We start from the raw sequence: 12,136 nt of genomic DNA on the forward strand, positions 1-12,136 counted from the left end.
GCCTGCCCAGGCACATGGCCGGGAGGCCAAATCAGTGAGTAGCAAGAAGTTGCGGGTGATGGATCTTTTTGCGGGATGCGGTGGGCTGTCGTTGGGGCTTGAGCAGGCTGGCTTTGAACCCGTGTTTGTCAACGAGCTCAACGACGATGCCCGGGCGACCTATATCCAGAATCGAGTGCATAAGCACGAATTGCTTGCCGAACCAGGCTTCCATTCTTCCGACGTCAAGGGAATGGTGCTTGACAAGAAATTCCTTCCCGCCCTTGAAGATAGATTCAAGGATATTGGCATCGAGCACGGTGAACTGGACTTGCTCGTAGGTGGGCCCCCGTGCCAAGGCTTTTCCGGCATTGGGCATCGCCGCTCCTACGCCGTAGACAAGGAACAGCTCCCATCGAACCATCTGTTTCAGGACATGGCGGCGATCATCCACCGGCTCCGGCCAAGAGCGTTTCTCTTTGAAAACGTTCGCGGCTTGCTCCACAGCAAGTGGACAAGCGATGGCCAGAAAGGGGAAATCTGGAAGGACGTCCTCGCCACTTACATGGGCATTCCCGGCTACACCGTGGGCTACTCACTGGTGTACGCCAAAGACTATGGCGTCCCACAGAACCGACCCCGCGTCCTAATGGTGGGCATCCGGGACGATGTAGGCTCAGGATTGGTGCGCGTAGGCAACCCGGAAGACGCCGTGCTCCGCGGCTACCTCCCGAAACCGGGACAGGTGAAAGCCCCAGATCTGGTCGACCTACTTGGCGACCTTGTCGACGAAGCCTATGAGAATGGTGGCGCGACCACCCAATATCCGGGAGCTGCAAGGACGGCAATACAGAAGCACTTACGCACGCCTAGGGACGGCGGCACTCCTCTCCGAAAAGGCGACGTGGTTTCCGAGCACGAATACAGCAAGCACAACGAGCGGATCCTCGCCAAGTTTCGAGCCATGCATGCCAACGGCGGGCTTGTTCCGGCTGAGTTCCAGACCAAGAAGTTTGCCCAGCGATTGCTGCCGGAACGTTGGGGTAAGGAAGGCCCGACGATCACTGCAACATCGCTTGCGGATGACTATGTGCACTTCTCGCAACCGCGCGTACTGACCGTACGCGAATGGGCGCGCTTACAGATGTTCCCTGACTGGTATCAGTTCGCCGGAAAGCGAACCACTGGCGGTATCAGGCGTGCCGGAAACCCGCGAGAAAATATCTTCGATCGCGAGGTTCCAAAGTACACGCAGATTGGCAATGCTGTCCCCGTGGGCTTGGCCAAGGCAGTTGGCGAGCACTTGAGGAAGGTGCTGGAGAGTTAATCGACAAGGGAGGGGGGGGGGGTGATGCTGGGATCTTCGGACGTTTCCATACAAGAAGTCCTCCGCTACTTCACGCAGCGCGGAATCGAAGTTGGACTACTTGTTCCGACGGCGACCGGCATGGCGAAGAGCATCATGGACGCCACCGGCAACGTTCGGGGCTTCCTGAAGTCCAGCGGGATTCATGACTACGATTCCCAGCCTCAGGGCACGTCCCACAAGCGAACGATCGCCACTCGCATCGTGACCTCTTCCGGCATCGTCGGCACCACCACGAGCCTATATCGACCCGTGACCAAAACCGGCGACCCCCGACTTTGGATCTATGGCCTCCAACAACACGCGGAACCGGGCAATCTCCTTGTACTGGTAGCAGTTAGCAGGGAGGAGCTTCTCGTCATCAACGCTAGCAATGCGGGACTTGTTCCAGGTGTTAATCCACCCCTGAGCGCCCGGATTCAGGTTCTCGACAGCTTCGGGGTCGACCTTGATACGTTGCTCGCACCACTTGTCGCCAAGCAAGACGAAACCGCCGTTGAGCTGCTCAACCTGCTAAGGGGAATTTCAGGGACATGGCACCGAGGCAAGCCAGGGATCAAGCGAGACACTGAGGTGGGTCGACTATTGGAGGAGCTTCTTGGCATCAAAGCCAATAGCTCAAGGTCACCTGACTACAAGGGCATTGAGATCAAAGCTGGTCGAAGCAAGTCCGCAACGCGACAAACGCTCTTTGCGAAGGTACCCGATTGGACAATCAGCAACCTCAAGAGTAGCGCCGCCCTTCTTGACTCGTTTGGCTACCAAAGGAGTGCCAAGTATGCCCGCCAACTCAGATGCACCGTTTCCGCAAAGGGGCCCAACACCCAAGGACTCTCCCTTGTTGTTCCACCTGGGGTCGATCGACTCGTGGAAGTTTCCAGCAGCCCGACAGTGAAAGAAGCCGTTGCTTGGCACATCCCCGACCTCAAAGAAGCCCTCCAACGCAAGCATCCAGAGACCTTCTGGGTAACCGCTAGCAGTAGAAGCGGCGGCGGCGCTTCCGAAGAGTTTCGCTACGACTTCGTTCTTCACACTAAGAAGCCATTTGCAAGTTCCCTCCCAACGCTGCTCGAAACAGGAATCGTTACAGTTGACCATCTCATCACTAGGGGCCTGGACGGTCGCGTCAGCGAAAAGGGGCCGCTCTTCAAGATTTGGAAGAAGGATATGGACCTGCTCTTTCCTCCTGGAGAGCTTTATTCCCTCCTCCCCGCCAACTGATTGCAGGCTCCGCGAGAGTGAGCCACCCCGACTGCAAAGCTAATCGTTCGTAGAGGTCGGACTGCTGACTGCTCCAGGAGGCAGGTGTTTCGCGCCGCACCCGATAAGGGAGCAGGTCAACGCCCGCAGCGCGAAGTAACGTTGGTGCACCCATCCGACTTTGCGTCACGCAAACTTGTTGATGTCCAGTACCGCACGGAATACAGGGTGAATCTCCCACTGCAGGCCCTGATCAGGTCCAAGTGCGGACTTGAACATGTTGGGTTTCTGCGAATAGGAGACGTGCTCGTACCCGCCCTTCTCTTTTTCTTTTCGGCCAAAGAAGAGGCCAACCTCGAAAAGGAATGACGCTACATCCGCCGCCCTAGCACGCCCGGACAAGCCTGCGATATTCGGTGAAAACTTCGACAGGATCTGCTTTTCGATCAGCTCATATAGTTCATTGGTCGAAAACAGATCCTTCTTCCCGTAGAAGGCATCAAACATATCTTCAAGCTGCGGGCATTGCGGCCGAAATTCAGCAACAAGATCCGCCCTTCGATTGGCGCCAAACTCTTCCATTTCTTCGCGGACGTCGTCCAAAGAGATCTTTGCCGATCTTCGCTCGAAAGCTCGTTGCGACGACACCTTGCATAGCTCGACAAGCCAGCGGGGCCGATGAGCCGAAAGGGTATAGAGGGGGATATGAATTGACTTGTTCTTCTCGCCCCAGCGAACCGGCGACTCAAACAACAAAGAAATGTAGAACAGATCCCTTCTCTCGCCCGGAGGTGGAACCGTTAAGCCAGAAATCTTCGCGGTTCGAGTGAGGTAACCCTCAATGCGGCGCGCCAACATCTGCCTAACCTGGGACTCGCTCCAAGACATTTTCATTACGTACTGACGCACATGCGAAATTGATTCGAAATCCAACCGGACGCTAGCCAACACATTGGGGCGAATGGAAGTTCTGACTCGAAGTTGCGGGACCGCATTTCGCATGTCACGAATAGCGTCAAAGAACCCGACAATTCTCGCCTTGTCGGTTTTTGTGTCGCGAAAATTCCGATCTATGTCGTCGACGATCAGCCATATCTGATCGATCTCTCCACTCCTGTACCGCCTCAGGATTTGCTCAAAATTCTGCCCAGCGAGGCGACTACGGGACAACTCAACCCCTCCAGCCGAAACCATTGGAACGATCCGGTCCACGATCGCTGAAACGACATTTCGTTGACGAAAGCCTTCCTTTTCCGCTTCTTCCAGTAGAGATATCGCGTCATCTTTCCAAGCATGGCCAATTGCCGTGCCGACACTGACAGCAATCAACTTGTACAGTTCTTTCTTCCAAGCGCGCGCCCACTTTGCGGGGTCATAGCCAGTGACTTCAGGAAACACCGCGGCGCCTGTTGTGCGAACAACGAGCGACTTTTCCTGACGTTCTAGGTTGGTAGCAAGCGAGCGAAGTAGCGAGCTCTTTCCCTCGCCCTTGTACGCCATGATGATGCGAATTGGGTTGCTCGGAGAGTAGAAGTCCACGAGGTCATCCCGAACCAGCAAATGCGATATGAAGATCCGCTCGTCTTCGTCCTCGGCAGCTTCATTCCCAAATAGGTCTGCGGAGCGCAAGTCAAACATCGTCATCCTCTAATGCCTCATCCGATTCGCTACTAGCTTGAGATGAAGAAGAAAGGCGGCCGATTGGCCGCCCTTCTTCAGCTAATCGTGTACTTCAGGCCCCAAGGGGGTTCCCCTTCTCCACATCAATCTTGTACTGCTTAATCGCCCGCGCCACATCCTTCCCCGTCATCTTCCCATCCGCCGCCAGCGCCGCAATCGCCGCGTGCGCTATATGGAAGCGATCCACCTCGAAGTGGCGGCGCAGGTTGGCACGCGTGTCGCTGCGGCCAAAGCCATCCGTGCCCAGCACGCTGTAGCGCATCGGCACGAACTCGCGCACCTGGTCGGCGTAGTTGCGGATGTAGTCGGTGGCGGCAATCGCCGGGCCCTGGCGGCCTTCCAGCAGGCTGGTGATGTACGGCACGCGCGGCTTGGACTCGGGGTGCAGGCGGTTCCAGCGGATCGCGTCCACGCCGTCGCGCGCCAGCTCGTTGAAGCTGGGGCACGACCAGATGTCGGCGGTCACGCCAAAGTCCTTGTCCAGCAGTTCGGCCGCGGCGATGGCTTCGCGCAGGATGGTGCCGCTGCCCAGCAGCTGCACGCGCAGCTCGCTCTTCTTGGCCTTGCCGGCGTCCTTCAGCAGGTACATGCCCTTGATGATGCCTTCCGCGCTGCCTTCGGGCATGTCGGGGTGGCTGTAGTTCTCGTTCATCAGGGTGATGTAGTAGTACTCATCCTGCTGCTCGGCCAGCATGCGCTGCATGCCGTGCTGCACGATCACCGTCACCTCGTAGCCGAAGGTGGGGTCGTAGCTGCGGCAGTTGGGGATCAGCCCCGCCTGCACCATGCTGTGGCCGTCCTCGTGCTGCAGGCCTTCGCCGTTGAGCGTGGTGCGCCCGGCGGTGCCACCCAGCAGGAAGCCGCGCGCGCGCATGTCCGCTGCCTGCCACGCGGCATCGCCCACGCGCTGGAAGCCGAACATCGAGTAGTAGATGTAGAACGGCAGCATCTGCAGGTCGTTGGTGCTGTAGCTGGTGGCCGCGGCCATCCAGCTGGCGAATGCACCGGCCTCGGTGATGCCCTCTTCCAGCACCTGCCCGGCCGCGTCCTCGCGGTAGTACATCAACTGGTCGCGGTCCACCGGCTTGTACTTCTGCCCGTGCGGGGCGTAGATGCCGATCTGGCGGAACAGGCCTTCCATGCCGAAGGTGCGGGCCTCGTCGGCCACGATCGGCACGCAGCGCGGGCCCACCTGCTTGTCGCGCAGGGTGATGTTGAGCGTCTGCACGAACGCCATGGTGGTGCTGATCTCGCGCTCGCCGGTGCTCTTGAGCAGGCGCTCGTAGGTTTCCAGCTTGGGCACTTCCAGCGAGGTGCTGGACTTGCGGCGGCGCTGCGGCAGGAAGCCGCCCAGCGCGCGGCGACGCTCCAGCAGGTACTCCACTTCCGGCGACTTCTCGCCCGGGTGGAAGAACGGCACCTGCTTGTCGGCCAGCTGCGCGTCGGTCACCGGGATGTTGAAGCGGTCGCGGAAGTAGCGGACGTCTTCGTCGTCCAGCTTCTTGGTCTGGTGGGTGGGGTTGAGCGCCTCGCCGGCCTTGCCCATGCCGTAGCCCTTGACCGTCTTGGCCAGGATCACGGTCGGCATCCCCTTGGTGTTGCTGGCCTGGTGGTAGGCCGCGTACACCTTGTGCGGGTCGTGGCCACCGCGGTTGAGGCGCCACACGTCGTCATCGGACATGTTGGCCACCAGCGCGGCGGTCTCCGGGTACTTGCCGAAGAAGTTGTCGCGGGTGTACTTGCCGCCGAAGGCCTTGCAGTTCTGGTACTCGCCGTCGACGGTTTCCATCATCAGCTGGCGCAGCTTGCCGGTGGTGTCGCGGGCCAGCAGCGGGTCCCAGTAGCTGCCCCAGATGGTCTTGATCACGTTCCAGCCAGCGCCGCGGAACACGCCCTCCAGTTCCTGGATGATCTTGCCGTTGCCGCGCACCGGGCCGTCCAGGCGCTGCAGGTTGCAGTTGATGACGAAGACCAGGTTGTCCAGGCCTTCGCGGCCCGCGACCGAGATGGCGCCCAGCGATTCGGGCTCGTCGGTCTCGCCGTCGCCCAGGAAGCACCACACCTTGCGGTCGGTCTTGGGCAGCAGGCCACGGCCCTCCAGGTACTTCCAGTTGCGCGCCTGGTAGATGGCGGCGATCGGGCCCAGGCCCATCGACACGGTGGGCACCTGCCAGAAGTCCGGCATCAGCCACGGGTGCGGGTAGGACGAGATGCCGCGGCCGTCCACTTCCATGCGGAAGCTGTCCAGCTGCGATTCGCTGATGCGGCCTTCCAGGAACGAGCGCGCGTACACGCCCGGCGAGCTGTGGCCCTGCACGCAGACCAGGTCGCCCGGGTGGTCGCCCTCGGGGCCGCGCCAGAAGTGGTTGAAGCCGACGTCGTACAGGGTGGCCGCCGAGGCGAAGCTGGCGATGTGGCCGCCCAGGTCGCCGGGCTTGCGGTTGGCGCGCACCACCATGGCCATCGCGTTCCAGCGGATGATCGAGCGGATCCGCTGCTCCATCGCATGGTCGCCGGGGCTCTTGGCCTCCATGTGCGGCGGGATGGTGTTGATGTATTCGGTCGTCGGCGCGAACGGCAGGTGGGCACCGGCACGACGGGTGACCTCGACCACGCTTTCCAGCAGGTGATGGGCGCGCTCGGCGCCATCACGCGTGATGACCGCCTGGACCGACTCCACCCATTCCTGGGTTTCGGTGGGGTCGAGGTCGCGGTCGAGTTCGGTGTGGGGGGTCTGGCTCATGTCCGCTCCATACGGGCGGCCCCTGCCGGCCCGCGTATTCAGGTAATTAGAGTCCGAATTCTAGCCCAGCCCGGTGGCAGGGGCTTGACCGACATCAGTCGCAACCCACCCACCCGCCCGTACCAGCGCGTATGTCGGCGCTCGACGGGATCGCGCTCGTTGACATGGAATTGGGCGTGGCCGGGTTATTCTCGCCCCCTGCTCTGTTCACACTCGCCCCATGCCCGAAACGCAACGTCTCGACGCCGCGCCCATCTGGCCATTGCCTGTCTTGCTGGCCACGGTGCTGCTCATCGTCGTCGGGCCTTATCTCTTGTTACGGTCTGCCGAAAAGGATGTTGCGGAGGATGCGGCATGGGTCAACCGGGCGTACCAGATTTCGGCCGTCGTCCAGGGGCTGATGTACAACCTGCGCAACCGCGAGTCTGCGGCGGTCGCCTATGGCGTGGGGTATGACACCCCGCTGGTGCGCTCCCGCCTGGCCGAAAGCCAACGGGAGTTGCCGCAGGACATGCAGGCCGCAGCGGACTTGACCCGCGACAACCCTGACCAGCAGCGCCGCATCGGCCAGCTGATGGCATCGGCGGCCATGCGCGAGGAACTGATCAGGAAGATCATTAGCGTGCCCCCCGGCCAGGCCTCGACGGACGACCTTCGGGCCTTGTCGGCGCGGTACCCCATACGCGACCTGGGCAACGCCATCATCCACGCCGAGGATGAGCTGCTGGTCAAGCGCCAGCAGGCCGCCGACAGGAGTCGACTCCGCGCCCGCTCGCTGGCATTCGGCGCGGTCATCGGTCAGTTATTGCTGTTGGGGCTGGTGGTGTACTTCTCCCGCCGCCAACTGGCCAAGCGCCTGGAGGCGGAACTGGAGTCGCGCAAGGCACAGGCACGTGCGCAGACCGTGCTGCAGACCGTGCGCGAGCCCATCGTGCTGGTGGACGACAAGCTCAACGTGGTGATGCACAACGCCGCCTTTGCCGAGTTGTACGGCGTGCAGGACAAGGACACCCGCGGCATGCCGCTGGTGGAGTTGGGTGGCGGCGCGTGGCAGCACCCCGGCACGCTGCAGCGGCTGGGCGACGTGCTGGCGCGGGGCCGCGAACTGTGGGACCACGAGCAGACACAGACCACCGCCGACGGCGTGGAGCGCACCATGCTGATCAACGCGCGCAAGATGCCGCTGCCGGACTCCGCCGAGCAGGTGGCGCTGATCATCGCCAGCGACATCACCGCGCAGAAGGTGGCCGAGAGCCACGTCCGCGAGCTGAACCGCCAGCTGGAAGGCAAGATCGAGCAGGTCTCGGACGTGAACCGCGAACTGGAGGCGTTCAGCTATTCGGTGTCGCACGACCTGCGCGCGCCGCTGCGCCACATCAGCGGCTTCGCCGACAAGCTGGAGCGCCACCTGGGCGAGCGCAACGACGACAAGTCGCGGCACTACATCAGCGTCATCTCGGGTTCGGCCAAGCGCATGTCGCAGTTGATCGACGACCTGTTGGTGTACTCCCGCCTGGGCCGCAGCGCGCTGCGGATGCAGCCGGTGGACCTGCAGTCGATGGTGGCCGACGTGCGCGCCATGCTGGACGCCAACGTCCACCAGGACACGCCGGAGCACCGGGTGGAATGGCGCGTCGCCCCGCTGCCGATCGTGGTCGGCGACGACAACATGCTGCGGCAGGTGTGGCTCAACCTGCTGGGCAACGCCGTCAAGTACAGCATGCGTTCAGAGCCGGCCCGGATCGAGGTGCACTACGCGCGTGAAGACGACGGCACCCACCGTTTCGAGGTCCGCGACAATGGCGTGGGCTTCGACATGGCCTACGCCAGCAAGCTGTTCGGCGTGTTCCAGCGTCTTCACGCGGATACCGACTTCCAAGGCACTGGTATCGGCCTGGCCAGCGTGCGCCGGGTGCTGAGCCGCCACGGCGGGCGCGTCTGGGCTGAATCGACCCCCGGCCAGGGTTCAGTCTTCTACTTTACACTTCCGTCCAGTAACGACATCACCATCACGGAGCCGCGCCAATGACCACCATCCGATCCATCCTGCTGGCCGAAGACAGCCCGGCCGACGCAGAGATGGCCATCGATGCGCTGCGGGATGCCAACCTGGCCAACCCCATCGTTCACGTGCACGACGGCGTGGAAGCGCTGGACTTCCTGATGGCGCGGGGCAAGTACGCGGGCCGCCAGGGCGGTGATCCCGCGGTGCTGCTGCTGGACATCAAGATGCCGCGCGTGGACGGGCTGGAGGTACTGCAGGAGCTGCGCGCCCACGAGCGCCTGCGCCGCCTGCCGGTGGTGATGCTCACCTCCTCCCGGGAGGAGAGCGACCTGGCCCGCAGCTGGGACCTCGGCGTGAACGCCTACGTGGTCAAGCCCGTGGACTCGGACCAGTTTTTCAATGCGGTGAAGACGCTCGGCACGTTCTGGGCCGTGCTAAATGAAATCCCCGGCGAAAGTTGACGATGCGTGAACTGCCGCCCCTGCGGGTGCTGGTGGTGGACGATTCGGCCGATGATGCGGAGCTGATGCGCTTCGCGCTGGAGGAGGGCGGGCTGGTGGTGGAATGCCTGCGCGTGTTCACCGAGCTCGGTCTACGCCAGGCGCTGGATGAGTTTGCCGCCTGCGTGGTGCTGTCGGACCTGAACATCCCCGGCTTCTCCGGGGAACGCGCGCTGGAGTTGGTGCGCGAGGCCGCGCCGAACCTGCCGTTCGTTTTCGTCACCGGCTGGATGGGTGAACACCCGGCGCCGGGCCCTGCCGACGCGCTGGTGCTGAAAGACCAACTCGACACCCTGCCCGACCTGCTGGGCCGCCTCCTGGCCTGAGACGAACACGCCGCCCGAAGGCGGCGTGTCGTGTCGGACGCGGATGCCTGGGCTCAGCCGCGCGCGTGGCGGAGCTGCGCATCCACCGCCGCAATGGCGGTCATGTTGACCACGCGCCGTGCCGACGAGGCCGGCGTCAGGATGTGCGCCGGCTTGTCCAGGCCCATCAGGATCGGGCCGATGGCCACGCCGTCGGTCATCACCCGGGTCATGTTGTAGGTGATGTTGGCCGCATCCAGGTTGGGCATCACGAACAGGTTGGGACGGCCCTTGAGCGTGGTGTTGGGGAAGATGCGGTGGCGCAGCTCCTCGTCCCACGCGGTGTCCGCCATCATCTCGCCATCCACCTCCAGCTTGGGCACGCGCGCCTTGATGATCTGGTAGGCGCGGCGCATCTTCGCCGCCGAGGCGTTGTCGTGGCTGCCGAAGTTGCTGTGCGACAGCAGCGCCACCTTCGGCTCGATGCCGAACAGCTTCAGCCGGTACGAGGCCTGCAGCGTGGCCTCGGCGATCTGCTCGGCGCTGGGGTCGACCTGCACGTGGGTGTCGAGGAAGAACCACACGCCCTTGTCGTTGATCACGCCGGTCATCGCCGCCGTGCCCTGCACGCCGCGGTCGAAGTCGAAGACGCTGCGCAGGTAGCCCAGCTTCTTGTGGAAGCGGCCGACCAGGCCGCAGATCATCGCGTCGGCTTCGCCCCGCTCCACCATCAGCGCGGCAATCAGCGTGGGTCGCGAGCGCAGCAGGTTCTTCGCCGCCGCCGGGGTCACGCCACGGCGCTCGGTCAGCGCGTGGTACGACTGCCAGTAGTCGTTGAAGCGCGGATCATCGTTGATGTTGGTCAGCTCCAGATCCACGCCCACGCGCATGCGCAGGCCCAGGCGCTGGATGCGGCTCTCGATCACCTCCGGGCGGCCGATCAGGATCGGGTGCGCCAGGCCTTCATCGATCACCGACTGCACCGCGCGCAGCACGGTTTCTTCCTCGCCCTCGGCATAGACCACGCGCTGCTTGTGGGCGCGCGCGCGGTCGTACACCGGCTTCATGATCAGGCCGGTGCGGTGGATGAACTGGGCGAGCTTCTCCTCATACGCGGCCATGTCGGTGATCGGACGCGTAGCCACGCCCGACTCCATCGCCGCCTTCGCCACGGCCGGGGCCAGCACCACCAGCAGGCGCGGGTCGAACGGGCGCGGAATCAGGTAGTCGGGGCCGAACTTCGGCACTTCATCGCCGTAGGCACCCCCGAGGTCAGTGGCTTCCACCCGCGCCAGCTGGGCGATGGCGCGCACGCAGGCCAGCTTCATCGCTTCGTTGATGCCGGTGGCGCCCACATCCAGCGCGCCGCGGAAGATGTACGGGAAGCACAGCGCGTTGTTGACCTGGTTCGGGTAGTCCGAACGGCCGGTGGCGATGATGCAGTCCGGGCGCACGCGCTTGGCGTCTTCCGGCAGGATCTCCGGGTGCGGGTTCGCCAGCGCCAGGATGATCGGCCGGTCGGCCATCGACGCGACCATCTCCGGCTTGAGGATGCCGCCGGCCGACAGGCCGAGGAACACGTCGGCGCCTTCTACTATTTCGGCCAGCGTGCGCGCGGCGGTGTCGCGGGCGTAGCGCGCCTTGTCCGGGTCGAGGTTGGCGCGGCCGCTGTAGATCACGCCCTCGCGATCGAACGCGGTGATGTTGTCCTTCTTAACGCCCAGCGCGACCAGCATGTCGAGGCAGGCGATGCCCGCCGCGCCGGCGCCGGTGGTGGCGACCTTGATGCTGCCGATGTCCTTGCCGACCACGGCCAGCGCGTTGAGCACCGCCGAGCCTACGATGATCGCGGTGCCATGCTGGTCATCGTGGAACACCGGGATCTTCATCCGCTCGCGCAGCTTGCGCTCGACGATGAAGCACTCCGGCGCCTTGATGTCCTCGAGGTTGATGCCGCCGAACGTCGGCTCGAGGCTGGCGATGATGTCGACCAGCTTGTCCGGGTCCTTCTCGTCGACTTCGATGTCGAACACGTCGATGCCCGCGAACTTCTGGAACAGCACGCCCTTGCCTTCCATGACCGGCTTGCCGGCCAGCGGGCCGATGTCGCCCAGGCCAAGCACGGCGGTGCCGTTGCTGATCACCGCCACCAGGTTGCCGCGCGCGGTGTAGTCGCTGGCGGTGGTGGGGTCGGCGACGATGGCCTCGCAGGCGTAGGCCACCCCGGGCGAGTAGGCCAGCGCGAGGTCGCGCTGGGTCACCATCGGCTTGGTCGCGGTGACCTTGATCTTGCCGGGGGGAGACAGGCGGTGGTATTCGAGCGCCGCCTGCTTGAGATCGTCGTTGTTGGACATGGTT

8 protein-coding genes are annotated in these 12,136 nt (G+C 63.2%); 5 read left to right on the forward strand and 3 right to left on the reverse strand.

The genetic code is table 11. From position 1 onward, the window contains the following. The first annotated feature begins 34 nt into the window (after window positions 1–34). Entirely contained in the window at window positions 35–1,306 is a 1,272-nt protein-coding gene (locus AC3ARF_RS13370; protein ID WP_498928701.1) for a DNA cytosine methyltransferase, read from the forward strand. A 120-nt stretch (window positions 1,307–1,426) separates the two neighbouring features. Then, window positions 1,427–2,566, forward strand: coding sequence for an MvaI/BcnI family restriction endonuclease (locus AC3ARF_RS13375; protein ID WP_498928703.1), 1,140 nt, complete (start codon window positions 1,427–1,429; stop codon window positions 2,564–2,566). A 165-nt stretch (window positions 2,567–2,731) separates the two neighbouring features. On the opposite strand, the gene AC3ARF_RS13380 is transcribed toward AC3ARF_RS13375, so the two are convergent. Continuing rightward, complete coding sequence (locus tag AC3ARF_RS13380; protein ID WP_498928705.1) at window positions 2,732–4,189, reverse strand: P-loop ATPase, Sll1717 family; 1,458 nt, start codon at window positions 4,187–4,189, stop codon at window positions 2,732–2,734. An 88-nt stretch (window positions 4,190–4,277) separates the two neighbouring features. Then, entirely contained in the window at window positions 4,278–6,968 is a 2,691-nt protein-coding gene (aceE, locus tag AC3ARF_RS13385) for a pyruvate dehydrogenase (acetyl-transferring), homodimeric type (protein WP_498928707.1), read from the reverse strand. Between the two features lie 220 nt (window positions 6,969–7,188). Between aceE and AC3ARF_RS13390 the strand changes: the two genes are divergently transcribed. The 3 genes from AC3ARF_RS13390 to AC3ARF_RS13400 are packed head-to-tail and all read left to right on the forward strand — an operon-like array spanning window position 7,189 to window position 9,799. Beyond that, on the forward strand, window positions 7,189–8,997 hold the full coding sequence (locus AC3ARF_RS13390; protein WP_498928709.1) for a sensor histidine kinase: 1,809 nt from the start codon (window positions 7,189–7,191) through the stop codon (window positions 8,995–8,997). Continuing rightward, the gene (locus AC3ARF_RS13395) at window positions 8,994–9,434 is read left to right on the forward strand and encodes a response regulator (protein WP_498928711.1); all 441 of its coding nucleotides are present in this window, start codon (window positions 8,994–8,996) and stop codon (window positions 9,432–9,434) included. The genes AC3ARF_RS13390 and AC3ARF_RS13395 overlap by 4 nt, the downstream gene beginning before the upstream one ends. A gap of 2 nt (window positions 9,435–9,436) precedes the next feature. Next, window positions 9,437–9,799 (forward strand): response regulator, encoded by a 363-nt coding sequence (locus AC3ARF_RS13400; protein ID WP_498928713.1) that lies wholly within the window; start codon window positions 9,437–9,439, stop codon window positions 9,797–9,799. Between the two features lie 53 nt (window positions 9,800–9,852). Here AC3ARF_RS13400 and AC3ARF_RS13405 read toward each other — a convergent pair whose 3' ends face one another. Next, window positions 9,853–12,132 (reverse strand): NADP-dependent malic enzyme, encoded by a 2,280-nt coding sequence (locus tag AC3ARF_RS13405; RefSeq protein WP_498928715.1) that lies wholly within the window; start codon window positions 12,130–12,132, stop codon window positions 9,853–9,855. Between the last annotated feature and the right edge of the window lie 4 nt (window positions 12,133–12,136).

The organism is Lysobacter sp. KACC 24251 (genome assembly GCF_057747755.1).

What these genes read in the sequence shown, in the direction of transcription:
- AC3ARF_RS13380 (WP_498928705.1), bottom strand. Translation starts at nt 4,189, where the DNA reads ATGACGATGTTTGACTTGCGCTCCGCAGACCTATTTGGGAATGAAGCT.
- AC3ARF_RS13400 (WP_498928713.1), top strand. Translation starts at nt 9,437, where the DNA reads ATGCGTGAACTGCCGCCCCTGCGGGTGCTGGTGGTGGACGATTCGGCC.
- aceE (WP_498928707.1), bottom strand. Translation starts at nt 6,968, where the DNA reads ATGAGCCAGACCCCCCACACCGAACTCGACCGCGACCTCGACCCCACC.
- AC3ARF_RS13395 (WP_498928711.1), top strand. Translation starts at nt 8,994, where the DNA reads ATGACCACCATCCGATCCATCCTGCTGGCCGAAGACAGCCCGGCCGAC.
- AC3ARF_RS13390 (WP_498928709.1), top strand. Translation starts at nt 7,189, where the DNA reads ATGCCCGAAACGCAACGTCTCGACGCCGCGCCCATCTGGCCATTGCCT.
- AC3ARF_RS13405 (WP_498928715.1), bottom strand. Translation starts at nt 12,132, where the DNA reads ATGTCCAACAACGACGATCTCAAGCAGGCGGCGCTCGAATACCACCGC.
- AC3ARF_RS13375 (WP_498928703.1), top strand. Translation starts at nt 1,427, where the DNA reads ATGGCGAAGAGCATCATGGACGCCACCGGCAACGTTCGGGGCTTCCTG.